This is a genomic window from Gilliamella sp. A7, assembly GCF_002142015.1.
GTDB lineage: Bacteria > Pseudomonadota > Gammaproteobacteria > Enterobacterales > Orbaceae > Gilliamella > Gilliamella apis_A.
Genome location: NZ_NASN01000011.1, coordinates 1 through 23,075, shown reverse-complemented (window position 1 = coordinate 23,075; position 23,075 = coordinate 1). Strand labels below are relative to the sequence as shown.

Genomic DNA, 23,075 nt, shown 5'->3' with positions numbered 1-23,075 from the left:
CAGTGTAATTTTTGCGAGTTATATAAAATCTGCGTACAATAGCAATTTTTATAACTGTAATAGTGATTGTTAATGCTGATTGCCCATGTAGCCTTACCTGTACCCCTTTATCAACTGTTTGATTACACACTTACAACGCAGGCTGAAATTGGTATGCGAGTTAAAGTGCGGTTTGGTAAACGAGAAATGATTGGAATTATCGTTAAAATTGATCAGCAAACAACTTTTGAGATCGAAAACTTAAAACCTATTATCGAAATTATTGATACAAAAAACCCCTTTCCTAAACCAATTTGGCAATTATTAAATTGGGCAACCAGCTATTACCATTTTCCAATTGGTGAAGTAATATTTCATGCTATGCCGATCCTATTAAGGCAAGGTCGTCCTGCCATCAAAGATGGAATAAAACATTGGCAATTAACATCAAAAGGGCAACAAATTGATTTAAACCTATTATCACGAACACCAAAACAAAAATTATTAGTATCTTCACTCCGAAACCACTGTTTGAATGAAAGTGAATTTAGCTCTAATATCTATCAAGAATTACAGAAAAAACAACTTATCGAGCAAGTTTATCATCAACCTGATAAAATTTGCTGGCATGCAAATTATTCAACCAACAAATCACCGATACAATTAAATAATGAACAATTAAATGCAATTTCGACTATTAATAAACAAAACAAACAATTTGGCGTTTTTTTGCTTGATGGTATAACCGGTTCTGGTAAGACAGAAGTCTATCTAAATATTATCTCTGATGTTTTAGCGCAAGGAAAACAAGCTCTAGTATTAGTTCCTGAAATTGGTTTAACACCGCAAACTATCAAACGTTTTAAGCAGCGTTTTAATGCACCGATTGATATTTTACATTCAGGCCTAACTGATAAGGAACGTTTTGAGGTTTGGTTAAGAAGTAAAGATGGTGACAATGCTATTGTTGTAGGTACACGATCGGCACTTTTTACTCCATTTCAAAATTTAGGTATCATGATTATTGATGAAGAACATGATAGCTCCTACAAACAGCAAGAAGGCTGGCGTTACAATGCTAGAGACTTAGCAATCATTCGCGCAAAAATTGAAAATATACCTATTGTTTTAGGTTCGGCTACTCCCTCGCTTGAAACCATTAATAATGCCCAAAACCTTAAGTATCAACACCTCAAGCTTACACAACGGGCAGGCAATGCCAAATTAGCCAAACAATCTATTTTAGATATCCGCGGCATGGTTCTAGCGTCAGGACTTTCTCAACCATTAATAGCACAGATAAAAGAACATTTAGATAATAATAATCAAGTTATGTTGTTTCTTAATCGTAGGGGATTTGCACCATTAATCATTTGTCATGATTGCGGTTGGATTGCTGAGTGCCCTCGTTGTGATCGACCTTATACCTTTCATAAAAAACAAAATAGACTAATTTGTCATTTTTGTGATACACCTAGAGACATTCCCCAACAATGTCCTAAATGTGGTTCGACACAATTATTACCTATTGGATTTGGAACAGAACAACTAGAAAAACAACTTAATATATTATTTCCAAATATAAAAGTCACTCGTATTGATCGCGATACGATAACCAAAAAAGAGGCGCTAAACTCTTATTTACATGACATCCAACAAGGCGGTGCACATATCTTAGTTGGTACGCAAATTCTTGCCAAAGGACATCATTTCCCTGACGTAACATTAGTGGGAATAGTGGATGTTGATGGAGCCCTATTTTCAAATGATTTTAGAGCCACGGAAAGATTCGCTCAAATATATACCCAAGTGTCAGGACGAGCCGGTCGAGAGACAAAAGCTGGTGAAGTAATTCTTCAAACCTATCATCCAGAGCATCCATTATTAAATATATTACTAACGCAAGGTTATCAAGCCTTTGCCAAACAAACCTTACAAGAACGCAAGCAAACATTATTACCCCCATTTAGTTATCAGGTGCTAATTCGTGCCGCTGATCGTAATAACCTACAAGCACCAAAATTTTTACAGCAAATCCATGATTGGCTAAAAGAGAATTATGATCAAAATTTATGGCAACTTGGCCCTATGCCTGCAAGCCAAGCGAAAAAAGCGGGCTATAATCGTTGGCATTTACTATTGCAACATAGTAACCGGCAATTATTACAGCAAATATTAGATAATCTTCTTACGGTTCTTATACGGTGTAATGATGCATCAAGAGTAAGATGGAGCATTGACGTTGATCCAATTGAGAATTAAACATCTCTTCCAACAGGTTATCTGTTGAAAGAGACTAAATTTATAATGCAATTTTTCCTATATTTTTATCAAGTGTTGCTTGACCTATACCTGAAACCTCTTTTAATTGTTCTATAGAAATAAAAGGGCCAAATTTTTCTCGATATTCAATAATCTTTTGAGCCTTACTTATACCAATACCAGTTAAACCTTTAGTTAATTCTTCAGCTGTTGCATTGTTAATATTAACTTGAACAACTTGTTTTTGTACCTCTATGGTAGTGGTTTCTGATTTTGAATCCGCAAAACTAATAGTTGAAAAAAAGAGACTTGAGAATAAAAAACTCAATATTGTAAAAATTTTCATTTGATTAACTCCAAAATAATTATGCAACTTAATTTGCAAATTAACTATCTCACTTCGTTAATTAAATGAATTTTACTAATAATAAAAATGCGAAAAGCCACCTAAGTGGCTTTACTTTAATTACAGTTAATAGAAATTTACTGCGAGTTCAATCACATATTTGCATCAGGCATTATTTCAATTTTTGATTTAGAACGGATATCATCATGAAGATAATAATAAGTATCCGCAGCAAATAATGGTAATAATTCTGATGAAATATCTTTATATTCTGTTGGTGTATTTACTTTAGTCAACGCAACAATATAAGCGGTATTATTTTTTAAAAATTCTGCTCCATAAGTCACAGATTTAACACCTTTAATAGGCTGTTTTAAATTAAATACCATATCAACAACTTGCTTATCTAAATTAGTTGAGTCTCTGTGTAACTCATATCGTTGACTTAATCTAATTTTATCTGATTTGCCAGTAGTATTTAATTCAGTCAAAAGATTTTCAACATTAGATTTAAAACGATTATCAGATATATCTTTAGTTAACTGTTTTTTAATGGCATCTTTAACTTCATCAAATGGCGCAATTCCCTCAGGACGATTATCAGTAACTTGAATAACAAAATCATAACTACCTTGTCTTCTTTCAATTGGAATTAAATCAGATATTTTATGAGTTAACTGACCATCTACTATCATTTCTTCACTAAAAACTAAATCGCTTATTTCTGGATGGATCATGATTGAAAAAGGATCTTGATAAGTTGTCCAATCAGTGGTGTTCATAACAAGTCCAGTTTTTTCTGCTAATTCCTCAATAGATTTCGGCGATTCACTTAATGCGACTTTAATTTTATCTTCAATTGCATTGAATTCTTTTTGTATTTTTTGATTAGCTATGCTTGTTTCAATCTTAGCTCTAACTAAATCAAGATCCATACTTTTGGCTGGCCGTACACCATCTAACTTAATTATAGTAAATCCATCATCCGTCGGTATCGGTGTTGAAATTTGATTAACTTTTTTTAATTTTGCTTTTTTAAATAGTTCTGGTAAGGAATTATCATCAGCAAACCAACCTAATGAACCATTCTTACCATAAGGTGAAATATCATTATTTAAATTAACAGTTTGTGCAATTTGTTCAAAATTAGCGCCTGTAGCTAATTCTTTAGTGATTTTATAAGCTTGCGCTTTATCTGTTACATAAATTACACTAAAAGCTTTTTGCGCTGGGTAACTATATTCACGAATATTCTTATTATATTCTGCTTTAATTTCATCTTCATTGACTTTAATCGACTTAGCAATAAGATCTTTAGAGTTATAAATATATTTAATTTTTACACGTTCTTTTTTATGAAAACTATTTTGATGTTCATCATAATATTTCTGTTCATCAGCTTCAGAAATATTTATATCTTTATTGTCATCGATTGATGGATCAACTACCGTGACATAAACATTTCTTGTTTGATTTTTCAATAATCCAATTTCTGAATCAGACGGTAAAACAAAACTCGATTGAATAAGGGCATTCATAACTTGTTGTTGTTGCAATGAAGTTTTTAATATTTCGACATAGCTTTCAGGCGTATAACCATTTCTAGCGATCAAATTCAAATAGTTCTGATAATCAAATTTACCATCTATATAGAAAACTCTTTGTTGTCCAATATAATCTTTTATACGCTCGTTACTAATAGCCGTGTCAATTTTATCCGCAAACTTATAAGCCAAATAATTATCTATTTGCTGAGCTAAAATATTACGACGCAACATTTTAATAAGAGAAGCATCGCCGGAAGTTTTGGCCATCTCCTGTTTGACTTGCACTTCAAATCTTGCACGACTTATACCTTCACCATCAACTTTAGCGATGTATAATTGCTCATCGTTGGCACTATTACCACTACCACCAAAACCGAAAAATCCAACGCCGGTAAAAATAAAACATAAAATAATGATTGCAAAGATTATTTTAACAGCAACACTATTTGCTGCTGTTCTAATTGTTTCCATCATAACTGGCTATTCTCCATACACCTGAATTTTAATTTCGCAAGTATAGCATATTTGCTAAAATAGGCTATTACTCAATTAAAAGCCGATAAAAAAGCCAACATACGGTTGACTTTTTTGATTTATAAAACTCTAAAAAAATGGCTAATAAATTTATAGTTTTTTGTTATTTTTGCTAGCTTTTTCGCTAGTTTTTGTTTTTTTCGTTTTCGCTTCCATTGTTACAGGCTCAATACCAAATGGATTATTTTGTAAGGCAATAGTGAATACTTCATCAATCCATTTTACTGGTTTAATTTCAATTTCAGATTTCACATTATCAGGAATATCTTCAAGATCTTTAACATTATCAATTGGAATCAATGCAGTTTTAATACCACCTCTATGAGCGGCTAATAACTTTTCTTTTAATCCACCAATTGGTAATACTTCACCTCGTAAGGTTATTTCACCTGTCATCGCAACATCAGAGCGTACAGGATTACCGGTTAAAGTCGAAACCAACGAAGTACACATTGCAATACCTGCACTCGGGCCATCTTTTGGTGTTGCACCATCAGGAACATGCACATGTATATCGCGTTTTTCATAGAAATCGTTATTAATTCCTAATTTCTCTGCTCGCGAACGAACAACAGTAAGTGCAGTTTGGATCGATTCTTGCATTACATCACCAAGAGAGCCGGTATAAGTTAATTTTCCTTTACCAACAACACTTACCGATTCAATCGTCAATAAATCACCACCGACTTCCGTCCATGCTAAACCAGTAACTTGACCAATTCGATTTTCACTTTCTGATTTTCCATAATCAAAACGTTGTACCCCTAAAAAATCTTTTAGGTTGTCTTGGTTAATACTTACTTTATGTAATTTACTATTTAAAGCCAACTGTTTAACCACTTTACGGCAAATTTTAGCTATTTCTCTTTCTAAGCTTCGTACACCGGCTTCACGAGTATAATAACGAATGATTCCGATAATAGCGGAGTCATCAATATCAATTTCTTTAGCTTTCAAACCACTGTTAGCTATCTGCTTAGAGACTAAATGTTGTTTAGCTATATTTAATTTTTCATCTTCAGTATATCCAGATAGCCGAATGACTTCCATTCTATCAAGTAATGGGGCTGGGATATTCATTGAATTAGCCGTTGCCACAAACATTACGTCAGATAAATCGTAGTCTACTTCTAAATAATGATCATTAAATGCATTATTTTGTTCAGGATCTAGTACTTCAAGCAATGCGGAAGCAGGATCTCCTCGCATATCCGAAGCCATTTTGTCTATTTCATCTAACAAAAATAGGGGATTCTTAACTCCAACTTTAACCATACGTTGGATTAATTTACCTGGCATAGATCCGATATAAGTTCTTCTGTGGCCTCGAATTTCCGCCTCATCACGAACACCACCTAGTGCCATACGCACATATTGTCTACCAGTTGCTTTTGCAATAGATTGGCCTAAAGATGTTTTACCTACCCCAGGAGGCCCAACTAAGCATAAAATTGGACCTTTTACCTTATTAACTCGCCCTTGTACGGCTAAATATTCCAATATTCGGTCTTTAACTCGCTCAAGCCCGTAATGATCTTTATCTAAAACCTTTTGCGCAGCTTGAATATCTTTTTTTACTTTACTACGTTTATGCCAAGGTAACTGTAACATCCAATCGATATAACCTCGAACGACAGTTGCTTCAGCTGACATAGCTGGCATCATTTTAAGTTTATTCAGTTCGGATAGTGTTTTTTCCTTAGCCTCCTGAGGCATTTTTGCCTTAGAAATTTTTAAGTTTAACTCTTCATATTCATCAGGTTTATTATCTATATCACCGAGTTCTTTATGGATTGCTTTAATTTGCTCATTCAGATAATACTCTTTTTGAGCTTTTTCCATTTGTTGTTTAACCCGTTGACGAATATTTTTTTCCACTTGCAACAAATCGATTTCGGATTCCATTAATGAAATCAATAATTCAAAACGTTTTTCTAAATCAGCCGTAACCAAAATGTCTTGTTTTTGCTCAACTTTTATAAACAAGGTTGCGGCAATAGAATCAGCAAGTTGTGATGGTTCTTTGATAAGATGAATAGAATCAACAACCTCTTGTGTCACTTTTTTATTAAGTTTAGCATAATCATCAAAGTTCGACAGTAGTACTCTTGTCATTGCTTGATTGATTTTATCTGTTTTCTTCGATTCTTTTAACGGTTTGATGTTGGCTATTAAAAAATCATCTTCTTTTCGTTCAACTATATCAACAATTTTAGCTCGAGTTACCCCTTCAACCAATACTTTCACTGTACCATCAGGTAATTGCAGTAATTGTAAGACATTAGCAACGGTACCTACTTCATATAAATCTTCAACATTTGGTTCATCTTGAGAAGGATGCTTTTGTGTAACAAGGAAAACTTGCTTATCCATTTCCATTGCACTTTCTAAGCAACGAATTGATTTATTTCGACCAACAAAGAGAGGAATCACCATATGAGGAAATACAACAACATCACGTAATGGTAAAATAGGCATAATCATTTGTTTAGTTTGTTTTGTCTTCATTTTATTCTCTCGGTAGTACAAACTTATCTGTCTTATATTGGGGCCATTTTAAGATATTCAAGCTTATTATTTGATGTTTTAAATACGTAAGTGTATCAAGTCACCTACGTATTATAGGGTGCTGAACATTAACGATGACTTATCTGCTTAAAAAAGATTTATTAGTTTACCTCTTAAGCAGATAATTCTGCATTTTCACTATAAATTAATTTAGGCGGTTGCAACCGTTCAACAGTTTCTTCATCAACAAGTACTTTTTTTACATTATCTATTGATGGTAAATCATACATTGTATCTAACAATATATTTTCCACAATTGAGCGTAATCCTCTAGCACCTGTTTTACGTTTCATAGCTTTTATAGCAATTGCCTCTAAAGCTGCTTTCGAAAATTCTAGCTCTACACCGTCTAATTCCAATAATGCATTAAACTGTTTAGTTAAAGCATTTTTAGGTTCAGTTAATATATTGACTAAAGCATCTTTATCAAGTTCAGATAAAGTACCAATGACAGGCAATCTACCAATAAATTCTGGAATTAAACCAAATTTGACCAAATCTTCTGCTTCTATTTGAGCTAGTAATTCAGATTCAGTTGCTTTATTTTTGCTACTTTTTACATCTGCACCAAAACCAATACCGGTATTGGTAGAAACTCGATTTTCAATAACTTTATCCAAACCACTGAAAGCACCACCACAAATAAACAGAATCTTCGAGGTATCAACTTGTAAAAACTCTTGTTGCGGATGCTTACGCCCACCTTTTGGAGGAACTGATGCAACAGTACCTTCAATTATTTTTAACAATGCTTGTTGTACCCCTTCACCAGATACATCACGCGTGATGGATGGATTATCTGATTTTCTTGAGATTTTATCTATTTCATCAACATAGATAATTCCTCGTTGAGCTTTCTCTACGTCATAATCACAGCTTTGTAATAATTTTTGAATAATATTTTCAACATCTTCGCCAACATAACCGGCTTCAGTTAAAGTTGTTGCATCTGCCATGGCAAAAGGAACATCTAAAAAGCGCGCTAATGTTTCAGCTAATAATGTTTTACCGCTACCAGTGGGGCCTATTAATAAAATATTACTTTTACCTAACTCTACATCACTACGTATGGAATAACTACGTAAGCGTTTATAATGATTATAAACAGCTACAGATAAAACTTTCTTTGCTCGTTCTTGACCAATGACATATTCATCTAGATGATCACGTATTTCATGAGGAGTTGGCAATGGTTTACTTATAAACTCTTCATGAGAAAGAAAACTTTTGCTCTCTTCTTTTAAAATATCATTACACAAACCAATACATTCATTACAAATATAAATAGATGATGGCCCAGCAATTAGTTTACGGACTTCATGCTCACTTTTGCCACAAAAAGTACAATAGAGTAATTTTTCTGAGTTTTCTTTATCCACTTTTACCACCTATTTAGTATTTAAGATCGTTTATTGTATATGGCATCAACTAATCCATATTCAACAGCTCTTTCAGCTGACATGAAATTATCACGATCTGTATCTTTCTCAATTACACTTATATCCTGCCCTGTATGCATTGATAAGATATTATTTAATCGACTTTTAACTTGTAAAATTTCTTGGGCATGAATTTGAATATCGGATGCTTGACCTTGAAAACCACCCAAAGGTTGGTGAATCATAACACGCGCATTCGGTAGACAGTAACGTTTACCTTTAGTTCCCGCAGTCAAAAGCAATGATCCCATTGAGCATGCTTGTCCTAAACAGATAGTACTGACATCTGGTCTTATAAACTGCATTGTGTCATATATAGCCATACCAGCAGTGACCACACCACCAGGAGAGTTAATATATAAATAAATATCTTTTTCAGGATCTTCTGCTTCAAGAAAAAGCATTTGAGCTATTATTAGATTCGCCATATTATCTTCGACTTGTCCAGTCAAAAATATAATTCTTTCTTTTAATAGTCGTGAGTAAATGTCATAAGCTCTTTCGCCTCGAGAGCTTTGCTCAACAACCATTGGAATCACACTCATGCATGGTTCTAAAGGCATTTTTATCTCCTAATTAAACAAAATAGCCCAAACAATTAATCCTTATTTGGGCTTTATAATAATTTTTTTAATTAATTAAAATAACAAATTGCTTATGCAACTTGCTGATTCATTAATTCTGAAAACGAATAGGTTTTATCTGTTACTTTAGCACTAGCTAATAATAAATCAACTACTTGATCTTCTAGTGCAACAGAACGGATATTATCCATTGCTTTCTTATCTTTATGGTAATAATCTACTACTTCTTTTGGATCTTCATAAGCTGTTGCAATTTCATCAATCAACGATTGAACTTTAGTATCATCAGCTTGTAATTTATTGCTTTCAATAATTTCACTAAATAGTAATCCAACTAATACACGACGTTTAGCTTCTACTTCAAATAACTCTTTAGGAAGATCCATTGCTTGTTTAGCATTACCACCAAAACGAGTTACCGCTTGTTGACGTAACACATCAACTTCACGATCAACTAAAGCAGCAGGAACTTCTGTATCGTTATTTTTAACTAAACCATCAATAGCTTGTGATTTAATTTTATTTCGAATTGTAGCATTAAGTTCACGTAACATATTTTTGCGTACTTCTGCTCGTAAACTTTCAACAGTTCCATCAGCAATACCGAATCTTTTAACCACATCTTCAGTAAGCTCTGGAAGTTCAAGTTCTTCAACTTTCTTAAGTGTAGCAGCAAATACCGCAGGCTTACCCTTTAAGTTTTCAGCATGATAATCTTCTGGGAAAGTAACATTAATATCAAATTGATCACCGGCTTTGTGGCCAATAATTGCATCTTCAAACCCAGGAATCATACGACCTTGTCCTAAAACAAGAGCAAAATCATCAGCTTTACCACCTTCAAATTCATTCCCGTCAACTTTACCTAAAAAGTCAAGAGTAACACGGTTTTGTTCTTTAGCTTCTTGTTCAACAACTTTCCAAGAACCTTGTTGTTTACGTAAAGTTTCAATCATTGTGTCAACATCTGCATCAACAACTTCGGCAACTGGTTTTTCAACTTCGATTTTATCTAAATCTTTAATTTTGATTTCAGGATAAACTTCAAACTCAACAGTAAAAGTATAATCTTCACCATCTTTATATTCTTTTGGAGTATATACTGGTGCACCAGCTGGATTTAATTTTTCTTGAATGATAGCATCGATAAAATTACGTTGCATTAAATCGCTTAAAGCATCTTGTAAAATAGAAGCACCATAGCGTTGCTCAACAATTTTTAAAGGAACCTTTCCTTTACGAAAACCATCGATACGAACTTTTTTAGCAGTATTTAAAAGTTCTTTATTAACCGCTTTAGTGATATCTTCTGATTTAATGGTAATTGATAAACGACGACCTAAACCTTGTGTTGTTTCTACCGAAACTTGCATCTTTATACCTCGAAATTATTAAATATATTCGCTCATAATCATATTATAAACAATAATTGAGCTAATTAATTTTAAAAAATAGGAAAGCATTATACCGACCGTAGTCGACTACGTCGAGATATTTAACTGCTTCTTCTCAAGTGCTTTCAAACGCTTATTCATTTCATCAATATGTAATACTAATGAAGCTGTTTTACGCCATACTTTATTTTGTTGTAATGGGATTCCTGATGAATATACACCCGGTTCGGTAATTGGGCGCATTACCATTCCCATTCCCGTCACTGTAACTTGATCGCAAATTTCCATATGTCCGTTTATCACACTAGCACCGCCAATTAAACAATGGCGACCAATAGTTAAACTACCCGCCATGATTACACCACCAGCAATAGCTGTATGATCACCAATAATATCGTTATGAGCTATTTGACATTGATTATCAATAATAACACCATTGCCAATAACAGTATCATCTAGAGCACCACGGTCAATGGTTGTTGATGCACCAATTTCAACATTGTTACCTATTACAACTCGGCCTAATTGAGGGATTTTTATCCATTTGCCTTTATCATTAGCATAACCAAATCCATCTGCACCTATTACTGTTCCTGATTGGATTAAACAATTTTCACCAATAACACAGTTATGATAAACAGATATATTTGACCATAGTTTAGTGCCCGCTCCGATAATAGTATCCTTGCCAATAAAGCAACCGGCCCCAATAATACAATTATCACCAAGAACAACACCACTTTCAATTACAGCATTGGCTCCGATAGCAATATTGTTACCTAGTTGTGCTGTTGGATCAATAACTGCTGAATCAGCAATATCTTTAGCCGGTAAGGGAGTTGTATCCAAAATTTGGGCTAATTTTGCATAACATAGATAAGGATCTTTTACTATTAAAGCAGCCCCGTTCCAATATTTAAGACTATCTTCAGTCATGACAATCGCAGAGGCATCACATGTAGATAAATTATTTTGGAATTTTTTATCAGACAAAAAAGTTATTTGACCTTGCTTGGCACTTTTCATCGATGCGACACCAGTGATGATTAATGTACCATCACCGTATAAAGTAGCTCCCAACTGTTCAGCTAATTGCTCTAAACTAAAAGCAAACATTACTCTTTAACCTTTTCCAAAACTTTATTTGTAATATCGACAGCATCTGAAGCTGATAAAGTTGCTTCTGCTTTTAAAATCAAATCATATTTTTCATCTTCAACAATTTTTTTAACAACTTCTTGAATTTTACTTAACAATTTGGTTGCTTCCTCTGTTTCACGTTTACGATAATCATTAGAGAATGCTTTTGCTTTGTTCTCAAAATCAGAAATAATCTTATTCAATTTTGTTTTTTCAGAAGAAGATAAAGTTAAACCTTCTTTTTTTAAACGTGCTGCCGCATCGCTGGCTTTCTTTTCTTCTTGTTGCAATGCTTTCGCTCTGCTTTCAAATTCTTTATCTAACTCTTTTCCAACCGTTTCTCGTTGTGGCATTTGTTGTAATACTGACATAACATCAATAACTCCAATTTTAACTTCAGCATTTGCTGTGCCAGCAAAAAGTAATACAACACTAAGACCAAGAACAGATATAATTTTTTTCACTTTATTCACCTATGTATTTTAGTTATTCACAACTTGGTATTACCATGTTGAACCTATATTAAATTGAAATTGTTGCGCTGAATCACCATCATATTTCTTAAATGGTTGTGCATAAGAAAATACCAATGGACCTAATGGTGACATCCACTGCACTGCAAGACCTGCTGACATTCTAATATCTGATGGAGAACTATAGTCAGGAATGTTTTTTCCTTTTATATTCCATTCTGTATCCCAAACCGTACCAGCATCAAAAAATATTGATGTTCTAATACTATCGGCATATTTTTCACTGGCAAATGGAGTTGGAACAACCAATTCGGTGCTGGCAAATGCCAACGCATTCCCCCCGATGGCATCACTTGATTTTTCACACTCAGATGTATCATTTAATGTTCGACAACCATTCTTATTAAAATATACCGCTTTAGGACCAACAGTATTTGCTTTAAAGCCACGTAAAACGGTTGAACCACCAGCATAGAAATTTTCATAAAATGGCAATTCTTTACCACCAAATCCACCACCATAGCCTAATCGACCTCGTGCTAAAAATACCCAATTATGATCTGCATCAATTGGATGATAATAAGATGCATCAGTAACCATTTTATAGTATCGATTATCAAAGACTGGAGCCGTCGCTTTTATATTTGCCGTTACTTTTAAGCCATCAGTAGGAAAATATCCACGATCTAATGAATTATATGTCCAATAAGCACTCAACAATAAATCGTTGGTGTCATATGAAAAAGATTTATCTTTATTTTTCATATTTTCACCCATAGATTGAAAATAGCGCCACATATTATACTGTGCCTGCATATCTGTTAATTTATGGTTAGCATATTCTGCACCAAAACGAATAAAATTATTTTCACTTATTGGGAAACCTAAATTAGCAGTAGCACCCCAAGTTTTACTTGAATATTCTGACTCATCATCATCGCTGTCAGTTTTATACGTATTGTAATAAACACTACCACCTAAACTGACGCCATCTACCGTAAAATATGGGTCGACAATTGATATCGATGCTGTTTTATCATTACTAGTAGTATTAATATCAAATGAAACACTATTACCAGTACCTAGCCAGTTATCTTGTGAAATACCTGCATTAAAGCTGACACCACTATCAGAGCCAACACCAACACCAAATTTAATACTACCGGTATTTCGCTCGGAAACTTTATAAATGATATCAACTTGATCATCAACACCAGGAACTCGTTCAGTATTCGCTTCTACCGTATCAAAAAATCCGAGTCGATTTATTCGATCTTTACCAAGTTCAACCAAACCATTACTCAACCACGAACCTTCCATTTGACGAAGTTCACGACGTACGACGCTTTCACTAGTAACCGTATTTCCGACAATCTTAATATTACGAACATAAAAACGCTGACCAACATCAACGAAAACGATCAACTTGACGGTATGTGATACATCATCCATTTCTGGTTGAATAGATACTTGCGGGTAAGCATAACCAAAATTCGCTAATAAACGCTTTACATTATCCTCAATATCAGTAATTTTTTTACCGCTATAAAGTTCGCCAACAGTCAATTTTTCTTTGGCTATTTTTGCTATTGCTTCTTTATGACCAGCAAAATTACCTTTGAAGTCCAATTTGGATAATTTATATTGTTCACCTTCATGGATATTAATAGTTACATAAATACCTTTTTTATCTGGAGTTAAACTAACTTGCGTAGATTCAATGTTAAAACGTGCATAACCTCGATTTAGATAAAAGCTTTGCAATTCATCTAAGTCAGATGCTAATTTTTGTTTTTGGTATTTACGATCCCCGAGCATATTCCACCATGGAACCTCATCACGTAAAGTAAAACGAGAAATAAGTTCTTCCGACGAAAATGCTTTTGCACCAACAATATTGATTTGATCAATTAATGCCGATTTACCTTCAGCAATCACTAGTTTTAAATCAACACGATTACGAGATAGTGGCGTAACTACAGCTTTAATTTGAGCATTATATTTACCGACACTGTAATAAAAATCTTCTAGACCTTTTTCAATACCAGAAAGCATTGTCCGATCTAATGCATCACCTTCTCGAATACCAGTGCTATCTAAATTTTTCTTCAACATATCATCTTTAACAGATTTATTACCGGAGAAAGTAATACTGGCAATAGTAGGGCGTTCTTGTACATGTACAATTAATCTATCACCATCTCTTGATACGGTGATATCTTCGAAATTACCACTAGAGTAAAGAGATTTAATAATACGGCCTAAGTCAGCTTCATTTACATAATCACCAACTTGAACTGGCATTTCAAGCATGGCTGCACCAATAGTTACTCGTTGCAAGCCTTCAAACTTGATATCTTTAACAACAAAATCATCAACACAAAATGCATTGGAACTATATACTGCTGTAGTACTAAACAGCAAAGATGCTATAAGTAATTTATTTATTTTCATCGTATATATTTATAACCTCATCCCATTACAATCGTAAAATATCATTAAATAGTGCAATTCCCATTATTACCATTAATAAAACAGATCCGATACGAAAAAAACGTTCTTGTGCTTTATTTGATAAGGCATTTCCTTTTATTCTTTCAAATAACAAAAAAAGCAGCTGCCCACCATCTAACATTGGTAATGGAACAAGATTGATTACACCTAAGCTTATACTTATAAAGGCAAGGAAATATAAGTAGGAAGTAAAACCATAACTTGCTGTTTGCCCTGCGCTTTTTGCTATTGTTATTGGTCCTGATAAGTGTTTAAGGCCAATAACTCCTGTTACTAATTGATAAAGAGATCGAACTGTTAACTTGGTTGTTAATATAGTTTGTTCCATCGCCTTATCAAATCCATTTAAAAAACTATACTGCTTAATTACCGAATCAGATGTAGGATAAAATCCTGCAACACCTTCTCCATTTTTATTTATTTTAGGTGTTAAAGTTAGATTGATATCTTTACCATTACGATCCACTTTCAACGCAATGACTTCAGCTTTTTTTATTGTATTTGTAAAATCATTCCAATTTGTATATAAATGGTCATTATAACTAATTATTTTATCACCAACTTGCAAACCTGCTTGTTCAGCAGCCGAATTAGTCACAATTTTACTCACAATTGGATAAATTTCCAACTGTTTAGGTATAAAACCAAAAGTGGTTATAGCAGAATCCTTCTCTATATCGAAATACCAATGACTAATATTGACATTTTTAGTCACTTCTTTTGGATTTTTATCTCCCCTTGAACTATCTATATAGGTAACATTAATATTCTGATTACCTAAAGCAGTAACTAATGCAATATTTACATCATTCCAACTATCAATTTTTGTATTATCTATCATTTTTAACTCTGAATTAGCTGGAATGTTCAGGGTTGCAGCTGGAGTTAAAGGTATAACATTTTTTATTTTAACGGGATATTCAACGACTCCCATCAAAAAGATAAGCCAATAAATAAGTACTGCTAGAACAAAATTGGCAAATGGGCCGGCAAAAATAATTGCTGCTCTTTGCCATATTTTCTTTTTATCATAGGCAAATTTTTCAAAATTAGGTGCTAATTCACTAGCTCGACTATCAAGCATTCTAACATAGCCGCCCAATGGAATCATAGCGATAACTAACTCTGTTCCACTTGTAAACTTATGTGCCCATATTTTTTTACCAAAACCGATCGAAAAACATTCAACATGAACCTTACATAACCTAGCCACATAAAAATGTCCGAACTCATGTACAGTGACTAATATACTGATAGTAATAATAAATAACAACAGTGACCAGAGCAAAATCAATAACCTTTTAAAATATATGTAAAGATAGTGCTGTAAAAATTGGAACTGCCGCAGTTAAACTATCAATCCGATCTAAAATGCCACCATGTCCAGGGATAATATTACCGCTATCTTTAATGCCTGCTTCTCGTTTAAACATACTTTCTGTCAAATCACCCAATACTGAGACTAAAATAGCTAACAAAGAACTCAATATAAAATTCATGAAACTAATTTGGAAATAACCAGTTAAATAAACAAATACGCTAATTAAAATAGCTGAACCAACTCCCCCTAAAAAGCCTTCTATCGTTTTACCCGGTGATACTTTTGCTGCTAATTTTCGTTTACCTATCGCTCTTCCAACAAAATATGCACCCGTATCGGTCGCCCATACTAACACAAATACATATAGCAACCAAACAGCTCCAATATAAGGATTAAATGCATAATTAAGTGACCTTAGTTCAATCATACCGACAAAGAAAGGAAATAGTGTAAAAAAAGCAAACAATAACTTAATAGGTTGAGAATTAGCCCAGTATTTTGCTGAGTTTGGATAACCAATAACCAGTAATAACGCAACTAACCACCACATAATTGAAATACAAATTATATAATGGAATAATCTATATTTTATTAATTCCATATTTGGAATTAGATAAACTAAAACTAATAATATTACAACAGAAAATGTAAAAACAATTTTATGTAATGGTTTAGTGATAGCTAAAAAATTAGTCCATTCCCAAGCAGCGATTCCACAAACAGTGATAATTAGATAAGAAAATATTGATAATGGAGCAAAAAACAAAGCAATAATTACCAGTGGAATAAGTATTAGTGCAGTTAAAATACGGTGAATTAACATTAAAGTTCCTCATTTTGAACACCGCCGAAACGTCGTTCTCTAGCATTAAACACAGTTATCGCTTCATCGAAGGATATTGAATTAAAGTCAGGCCATAGCGTGTCGGTAAAATAGAGCTCAGCATAGGCACTTTGCCATAATAAAAAGTTACTCATTCGATACTCACCACCTGTACGAATAACTAATTCAACTTCAGGCAAATCACTCATACAAATACTTGAAGCAAAGCTATCTTCATTAATATCTTCAATTTTTATTTTTCCTTGTAGAACCTTAGTTACCATTTTTTGTGCGGATTGTACAATATCCCAACGACCACCATAATTAGCCGCAATATTGAGAACAAGGCCGGTATTATGTTGTGTTAAACATTGAGCATCAATAATCAGTTTTTGAAGATGTTCATTAAACTTTGAAATATCACCAATAATATTTAAACGAACGTTATGTTTATTTAAATTTTTGATTTCCCGATTTAAAGCATAAATAAAAAGTGATATTAAAGCTGAAACTTCATTGAATGGTCGCTTCCAATTTTCACTACTAAATGCATATAAAGTCAGTACTTTGATATTTAGTTTTGCTGCATGAGTGACAATTTTACGAACCGCTTTTAAACCAGCTCGATGACCAATTGCCCTTAATTGATTACGTTGTTGAGCCCAACGACCATTACCATCCATTATAATAGCAACATGGTTTGGGATGTATCTTGGTTGTGTCATTTAATATCTCGTAATATCTCAATCATTTTAATCATAATTTCGATAATCAACGGGTACCATAAACCACAATTGTTTTACCATGTGCTGAAATCAAATGTTGGTCTTCAAGCATTTTTAAAATCCTACCCACTGTTTCTCGTGAACAACCAACTATTTGACCGATTTCCTGACGGGTAATTTTAATTTGCATCCCATCTGGATGAGTCATTGCGTCAGGTTGTTTGGTTAAATTCAATAAGGTTTGTGCAATTCGACCAGCTACATCTAAAAAGGCTAAGTTGCTCACTTTTTCGGATGTCACTTGTAATCGACTTGCCATTTGACTAGCGAGTCGCATTAAAATATCGGGGTTAACTTGTACAAGCTGTTTAAATTTTTTATAAGAGATTTCAGCCACTTCACAACTTGTTTTCGCTTTAACCCAAGCACTACGTTCAGTTCCCTCTTCGAAAAGACCTAATTCACCTAAAAATTGATTTTGATTTAAATAAGACAAAATCATCTCATTACCTTCATCATCTTTAATTAATACAGCAACAGATCCTTTTAAAATGTAATAGAGAGTTTCGGCTTTTTCCCCCTGATGAATAAGGGTACTTTTAGCTGGATATTTGTGAATATGGCAATGAGATAAAAACCATTCTAATGTTGTATCTGATTGCTGTTTACCAATCATTATTCCGTCCTCTCCATTTAATTACTGCGATAACACTATAACAAAGTTACACAATAAATCATATACTCCTTAAAACGATTTTAATCATTATTTAATAATTTTGATATCAATTGATTCATGTAATTCAGACCAAAAAATTGCCGCAGTTCCATTAATTAAATAAAGTTTTACTTCACTAACTTTATCTGCAAGTGTTTTTTCTTGCAGACCATAATCAGTACCTTCTCGTAGGACATAAGATTCAATAAGATTATTTAATGTTTGAGGTTCTAGTTGTTGCCAAGGAATAATCATGGATGTAGTTATTAATTCGACTATATTATTTTATTGTATCAATTTAATACTAAAACGTGCACAATTAAATTTTATGCTAAGAAAAACTTTTTATCTATTACACTGTAAGTAAGTTTATTTTATGAAAAAACCACTCAATAGAGTGGTTTTAATCAATTTTACAACTAATGAAATGTTATTTTGCTGTAACTTGAAGTTTGAAGCCTTGAATACCAGCTTTAGTACCAGCGATACTATATACTGAGTTATGTTTTGCTCCAGTTAAGCTACCATCTTTGTTTACCGCACCTAAAGCAATTGAATCATTAGTATTATCACCAACTACAGTATACACACCTTGAGTAACCTCTGCTGTAGATGCTACACTACCAGTAGTGTCACTAGAAGGGCCTGAAAGATTCCATGTGAATTTATATGATGCAGTAGTTATTCTATCGTTAGTACCTGGTACAACCGTATCACTATTGTCGCCTTTCACTTTTTGCCAAACAACAGCACCTAAACGGTCACCATATTGTGGAGTTGATAGTTTCGCATAGTCAGCATCAGACATATTGGCTGGTTTAACTGGACTAGCTAAATTTACACTCATATCAAGTACACCAGCTGTATTGTATTTGAAAATACCAAGTTTTGTAGTTTCGGAAGATATAATTGGCCCTACTGGGTTATTAGGATCTGGATCACCAGAACCACCGCCAGTTGGTCCATTGTCATCAATAGTTGGATTATGGTCAGGATCTGCACTACTCCAAATATCAGCAATGCTTAACCATTCGTTTGTATTTGGGTTACCATATGTGGTTTTCTCTTGAAGTTGTAAACCAACAGTTACTGCACCTGCCATATCTTCAGTAATTTTAAAGTAGAGATGTCCTTGTTCATCACCAGTACTGACAAATTTAATCTCACTAGAAAGTTTCTCAGTCACATTAGACCATACAAGCTGATTTTTATCATCTAATGTTTTAATCCATACTTTTAAAGTGTCTTTTACTGCACCATCTAAATCTAAATCGCCATCTGCATCTCTTAATTCATAAAAGACGTGAATAAAATCACCAACTTGCGCTTTTCTATCATGACCACCAGCATTACTGCCTTGCTCATCGGTTGTAATACGAACAGTAACAGCACGTTCTTTATTTTTAGTAGAGTAAATAACCGGTGCATTACCTTGTATTTCATTACTTGTTGTTCTTGATAGATCTGCTGCATAAGCACTACTAGCTGCATAACCAGCTAAGAATAAGCCTAATGCGACTTTTTTGATTGTTAGATTTTTCATGTTTAACTTCCTATTTTCTTTAATAAATTAACATGTTGTATTTATATAAATACACCATTTTTTGGTGTTCCCTTTTAAATTATCAACGATAAATCGTGACAATTAAAAACTCTTTTAAGCTTAATAAACAGTAACTTGTAATAAAAAGCCTTGGTCACCAGCACATGCCGTTTTAGTAATAGATACTTGCTCCCACTTCACATACTCAGGCGCACCATCAACTTTTTCAATACTTTTACCTATAACCGCATAACTGTCTTCACCGCTGTTATTGCTACCGTTATCTTTCGATTTAATGCCTCGAATCTTATAATGGGCATTTTTACCCATACTTACGTTAAACCATGGCCCATTTCGATAATCAGGATTAGTAAAGCTATTTACTATATTAGTCGCATTATCCCCAGGACACGCGCTACTATTTGATCCAACAAGTGACCAAACAACAAATGGATCTTTTATTACTTCACCAGCCATATCATAAGCAACTACATAATAATCACCGTGAACTTTCCACTCTTTTGGACCATTCGGATTAAAGACTAGGTAAGGACTATTATCACTAGTTGCAACTAATACATTACCTTCGCTTCGATAAACTTCAAGCTTACCTGCCTGTCCACCATTAAAGTGAACTACAGCGTGGTTCAAGGATCGTCCATATTGGTTTAGTTTAGCTACAAAATCAACCGAACCAGTAATATTTGAAGCAACATCAATAGCATAAGTATCACCGAGTACCTCGGTATCCTTAGCTGTAGCCGCATTGCTTGATATTTTTTGTCCCATCTTAATTTTTTCAAATGATTTAACAATGACACAAGGATCTGTTGACGGACAATTTTTCACATCGCCTGAAGTTCCATCAATCAAATTAATTTGCTTACCATTACTTGTTGCTGTCCACAAGTTAGTAACCGAAGATTCAAAAGTATTAGCAATACTTTCCATTAAAACATCATCACTAAATCCATCATAATCAGTCAGACTTCGAGTTCCTACGCCATCTTTTGGCATAACCAACGTCGCCATAACCGTAACAGCATCTGTACCATTTGCTGGATTTTGAATTGGGTCAGCACTTGGTCTACCAAGTTTATCAATAGCCCAAACCCCAACTTTACGCAATTCAGTATTAGGCAAAACCTCAAATGAGACGGCATTAGATTTTGCAGATCTGCCTTTACCGTCAGTAACGGTTACCGATAAGGAATAAATACCATTAGTACTAACTGGTTGGCGTTGACCATCCTTATCAAGATACTTTGGAGCAACTATTTTCCAATCTTCAACAGTTGCTGGTGGATTAAGCCACGAAGACTCCGTACAGGTTCCTATTGCCGAACATAAGAAACCGCCACCATTATCGATCTCTAGCATATTACCAGACCATTCCAACTTAGATACGCCTTTAGCATTATGCAAAGCAATAATGATATTAGATGTTGAACCTTCAATTAATTGAACAGATTCTAATCCTAAATCGACAGTCATTTTTTTCTCTTTATATTCAAGGACAATATAGTTGTTACGATCAACTAAATCATATCGACTGCCTTTTAAAGATCGTGCTGATTGCACCATATCTGGATCTAATTGATCTTTTAATGGTGTACCAATTCGATAATTCAAGGTTAATTCTGCTGTGGTAGCTTTTTGGTTATCTTGTCCACGTTTATGTTGTGCTTTAATAGTGAATAGAGGAACAGGGGTATAATCTAACCCTACAGTTATCGCTCGAGGATCTTTTTGTAAGTTATCTTTACCAAATAACGCAACTTTATCACCAAAATATTGTTCATACATTAGTGATCCACCTAAATGTGGATATTGTGGCAAATAACCTTGGAAACGGATATCAAAACCTCTAGCCGCTCTCTCTAAATAATCATCAAAATCTTTAGAGTCCTTCCAGTCTGATAATGGATGATAATAGTTAGCCGCTAATTTCATGTAATCACTCCATGCTTCGGCTCCAATACCTAAACGGTTATGCGCACGTTGAAAGTCGTGATCCAAAAACACATTATAACCAAGTAACCATTTTTTATCGGCAACATCCCAACGTTGACCAATACCAATATTACCTATGCGACGATTATGCTCATATTCTTGAAATGAAATTTGGCTAAATAGCAACATATCCTCAGTGTCAATCCAAGGACTAAATAATTTTAAATTAACATTATTAAATTGGCCTTTATCACTTAAGTCAAACTGTAATTGAGCAGTACCAAAACGACCTAAGAAATCCTGAGCTGCATTACGAACTGGATCAACAACTTGCGTCTTAACGCCATTACGGACATAACTTTCAGCGTAATTTTTACCTTTGTCCTTCAAATGTCCAGAAATACCACCATTTTCAGATGACGTAATTTGCTTCCAGTCTTGAGTTGCAAGCATTTGCAATGTAGAAGCAACCTGACTTGCTAAAGCATCTTTATCTTGTTTTACATCATAATTAGCATCGGAACTTAATTTAGGTAAATTAGAATGTTTATCTTTTTTATCATTACTAACTTTTATAGTAGGTAGTAAAGGCGAGTTTTCAGGCAGGACTAAACGATCACCAACCTCAACGATATCTTTCTTGTCAAAACGACCTGCATTCATCGCTCTTAGTTCTGAAATTGAAATGCTACTCAACAATGCAATCTGATATAAACTGCGTTGTTGATTATTTATCATCTCTCGAGCTTTAGTTCCATTTTTTAATTCAATTATCTTATTACTATCAACTGCATTTGACGATGTTTCAGAGCCAGTAGCATAAACAGGCTGTATAGACAACGTTGCAACAACGAAAGCCGAGATAATTTTTAAATTAAGACTATTTCTCATCTTAATTATTCCTTATATTCCTCTGACAAGCTTACAATGTTTTATGATTTTTATCATTACTGCATTGTCATTAATAGTTGTGATTATTTATTGGTTTTAATTAAACTTATTTATATTTAAATCACTTTTTTACAAAATTAATATTTCTTTACAAAACAATTAAATTTACTAGAATTTTATTACAAAAAAGTCATTTATCAAAATATTTTATTATTTTTTTTAATTTTTTTTGTAAAGAAAAATAATTACCATTATTTTTCAAAAGGTTATTCTTTTGGGGGGGTAAAGATAAATTAGCTTTTTCACTACTTTGTTGAAAAATAT

General features: G+C 33.6%; 17 protein-coding genes. 1 reads left to right on the top strand and 16 read right to left on the bottom strand.

Annotation, left to right across the window (positions count from 1 at the left end; all coding sequences use genetic code 11):
- Positions 1-72: 72 nt before the first annotated feature.
- The gene (priA, locus tag B6D18_RS04690) at positions 73-2,241 is read left to right on the top strand and encodes a primosomal protein N' (protein ID WP_086363384.1); all 2,169 of its coding nucleotides are present in this window, start codon (positions 73-75) and stop codon (positions 2,239-2,241) included.
- 40 nt (positions 2,242-2,281) lie between these two features.
- On the opposite strand, the gene B6D18_RS04685 is transcribed toward priA, so the two are convergent.
- From B6D18_RS04685 to B6D18_RS04610, 16 genes are all read right to left on the bottom strand, one after another.
- The gene (locus B6D18_RS04685; RefSeq protein WP_086363383.1) at positions 2,282-2,587 is read right to left on the bottom strand and encodes a helix-hairpin-helix domain-containing protein; all 306 of its coding nucleotides are present in this window, start codon (positions 2,585-2,587) and stop codon (positions 2,282-2,284) included.
- 152 nt (positions 2,588-2,739) lie between these two features.
- Positions 2,740-4,608, bottom strand: coding sequence for a SurA N-terminal domain-containing protein (locus tag B6D18_RS04680; RefSeq protein WP_086363382.1), 1,869 nt, complete (start codon positions 4,606-4,608; stop codon positions 2,740-2,742).
- Positions 4,609-4,758: 150 nt separating this feature from the next.
- The gene (gene lon / locus B6D18_RS04675; RefSeq protein WP_086363381.1) at positions 4,759-7,176 is read right to left on the bottom strand and encodes an endopeptidase La; all 2,418 of its coding nucleotides are present in this window, start codon (positions 7,174-7,176) and stop codon (positions 4,759-4,761) included.
- Between the two features lie 173 nt (positions 7,177-7,349).
- Positions 7,350-8,615 (bottom strand): ATP-dependent protease ATP-binding subunit ClpX, encoded by a 1,266-nt coding sequence (gene clpX, locus B6D18_RS04670; RefSeq protein WP_173795305.1) that lies wholly within the window; start codon positions 8,613-8,615, stop codon positions 7,350-7,352.
- A gap of 20 nt (positions 8,616-8,635) precedes the next feature.
- Positions 8,636-9,238: an ATP-dependent Clp endopeptidase proteolytic subunit ClpP gene (gene clpP, locus B6D18_RS04665; protein WP_086363379.1), complete on the bottom strand. Its 603-nt coding sequence runs from the start codon at positions 9,236-9,238 to the stop codon at positions 8,636-8,638.
- Between the two features lie 92 nt (positions 9,239-9,330).
- A complete protein-coding gene (tig, locus tag B6D18_RS04660) occupies positions 9,331-10,632 on the bottom strand; it encodes a trigger factor (protein WP_086363378.1) in 1,302 nt (433 codons plus the stop codon).
- Between the two features lie 108 nt (positions 10,633-10,740).
- Positions 10,741-11,769, bottom strand: a complete 1,029-nt coding sequence (gene lpxD, locus B6D18_RS04655; protein WP_086363377.1) for a UDP-3-O-(3-hydroxymyristoyl)glucosamine N-acyltransferase — start codon at positions 11,767-11,769, stop codon at positions 10,741-10,743.
- Positions 11,769-12,257 carry an OmpH family outer membrane protein gene (locus tag B6D18_RS04650; RefSeq protein WP_158092519.1) on the bottom strand — a complete coding sequence of 163 codons (489 nt, stop codon included), beginning with the start codon at positions 12,255-12,257 and terminating at the stop codon, positions 11,769-11,771. Before B6D18_RS04650 ends, lpxD begins: the two co-directional genes overlap by 1 nt.
- A gap of 39 nt (positions 12,258-12,296) precedes the next feature.
- Entirely contained in the window at positions 12,297-14,720 is a 2,424-nt protein-coding gene (bamA, locus tag B6D18_RS04645) for an outer membrane protein assembly factor BamA (protein WP_086363375.1), read from the bottom strand.
- Between the two features lie 25 nt (positions 14,721-14,745).
- Positions 14,746-16,068, bottom strand: a complete 1,323-nt coding sequence (gene rseP / locus B6D18_RS04640; RefSeq protein ID WP_158092518.1) for an RIP metalloprotease RseP — start codon at positions 16,066-16,068, stop codon at positions 14,746-14,748.
- Between the two features lie 13 nt (positions 16,069-16,081).
- Positions 16,082-16,924, bottom strand: coding sequence for a phosphatidate cytidylyltransferase (locus B6D18_RS04635; RefSeq protein WP_086363373.1), 843 nt, complete (start codon positions 16,922-16,924; stop codon positions 16,082-16,084).
- Positions 16,924-17,649: an isoprenyl transferase gene (locus tag B6D18_RS04630; protein ID WP_086363372.1), complete on the bottom strand. Its 726-nt coding sequence runs from the start codon at positions 17,647-17,649 to the stop codon at positions 16,924-16,926. The genes B6D18_RS04635 and B6D18_RS04630 overlap by 1 nt, the downstream gene beginning before the upstream one ends.
- A gap of 46 nt (positions 17,650-17,695) precedes the next feature.
- The gene (crp, locus tag B6D18_RS04625; protein WP_034903327.1) at positions 17,696-18,328 is read right to left on the bottom strand and encodes a cAMP-activated global transcriptional regulator CRP; all 633 of its coding nucleotides are present in this window, start codon (positions 18,326-18,328) and stop codon (positions 17,696-17,698) included.
- An 84-nt stretch (positions 18,329-18,412) separates the two neighbouring features.
- Positions 18,413-18,619: a YheU family protein gene (locus tag B6D18_RS04620; protein WP_086363371.1), complete on the bottom strand. Its 207-nt coding sequence runs from the start codon at positions 18,617-18,619 to the stop codon at positions 18,413-18,415.
- Positions 18,620-18,794: 175 nt separating this feature from the next.
- Positions 18,795-19,907: a hypothetical protein gene (locus B6D18_RS04615; RefSeq protein WP_086363370.1), complete on the bottom strand. Its 1,113-nt coding sequence runs from the start codon at positions 19,905-19,907 to the stop codon at positions 18,795-18,797.
- Between the two features lie 120 nt (positions 19,908-20,027).
- Positions 20,028-22,751 (bottom strand): inverse autotransporter beta domain-containing protein, encoded by a 2,724-nt coding sequence (locus B6D18_RS04610; RefSeq protein WP_086363369.1) that lies wholly within the window; start codon positions 22,749-22,751, stop codon positions 20,028-20,030.
- Between the last annotated feature and the right edge of the window lie 324 nt (positions 22,752-23,075).

Bases quoted from the DNA above. Each gene is read 5' to 3' on its own strand.
- priA (WP_086363384.1), top strand. From the start codon at position 73: ATGCTGATTGCCCATGTAGCCTTACCTGTACCCCTTTATCAACTGTTT.
- B6D18_RS04685 (WP_086363383.1), bottom strand. From the start codon at position 2,587: ATGAAAATTTTTACAATATTGAGTTTTTTATTCTCAAGTCTCTTTTTT.
- B6D18_RS04680 (WP_086363382.1), bottom strand. From the start codon at position 4,608: ATGATGGAAACAATTAGAACAGCAGCAAATAGTGTTGCTGTTAAAATA.
- lon (WP_086363381.1), bottom strand. From the start codon at position 7,176: ATGAAGACAAAACAAACTAAACAAATGATTATGCCTATTTTACCATTA.
- clpP (WP_086363379.1), bottom strand. From the start codon at position 9,238: ATGCCTTTAGAACCATGCATGAGTGTGATTCCAATGGTTGTTGAGCAA.
- tig (WP_086363378.1), bottom strand. From the start codon at position 10,632: ATGCAAGTTTCGGTAGAAACAACACAAGGTTTAGGTCGTCGTTTATCA.
- lpxD (WP_086363377.1), bottom strand. From the start codon at position 11,769: ATGTTTGCTTTTAGTTTAGAGCAATTAGCTGAACAGTTGGGAGCTACT.
- bamA (WP_086363375.1), bottom strand. From the start codon at position 14,720: ATGAAAATAAATAAATTACTTATAGCATCTTTGCTGTTTAGTACTACA.
- B6D18_RS04635 (WP_086363373.1), bottom strand. From the start codon at position 16,924: ATGTTAATTCACCGTATTTTAACTGCACTAATACTTATTCCACTGGTA.
- B6D18_RS04630 (WP_086363372.1), bottom strand. From the start codon at position 17,649: ATGACACAACCAAGATACATCCCAAACCATGTTGCTATTATAATGGAT.
- B6D18_RS04620 (WP_086363371.1), bottom strand. From the start codon at position 18,619: ATGATTATTCCTTGGCAACAACTAGAACCTCAAACATTAAATAATCTT.
- B6D18_RS04615 (WP_086363370.1), bottom strand. From the start codon at position 19,907: ATGAAAAATCTAACAATCAAAAAAGTCGCATTAGGCTTATTCTTAGCT.
- B6D18_RS04610 (WP_086363369.1), bottom strand. From the start codon at position 22,751: ATGAGAAATAGTCTTAATTTAAAAATTATCTCGGCTTTCGTTGTTGCA.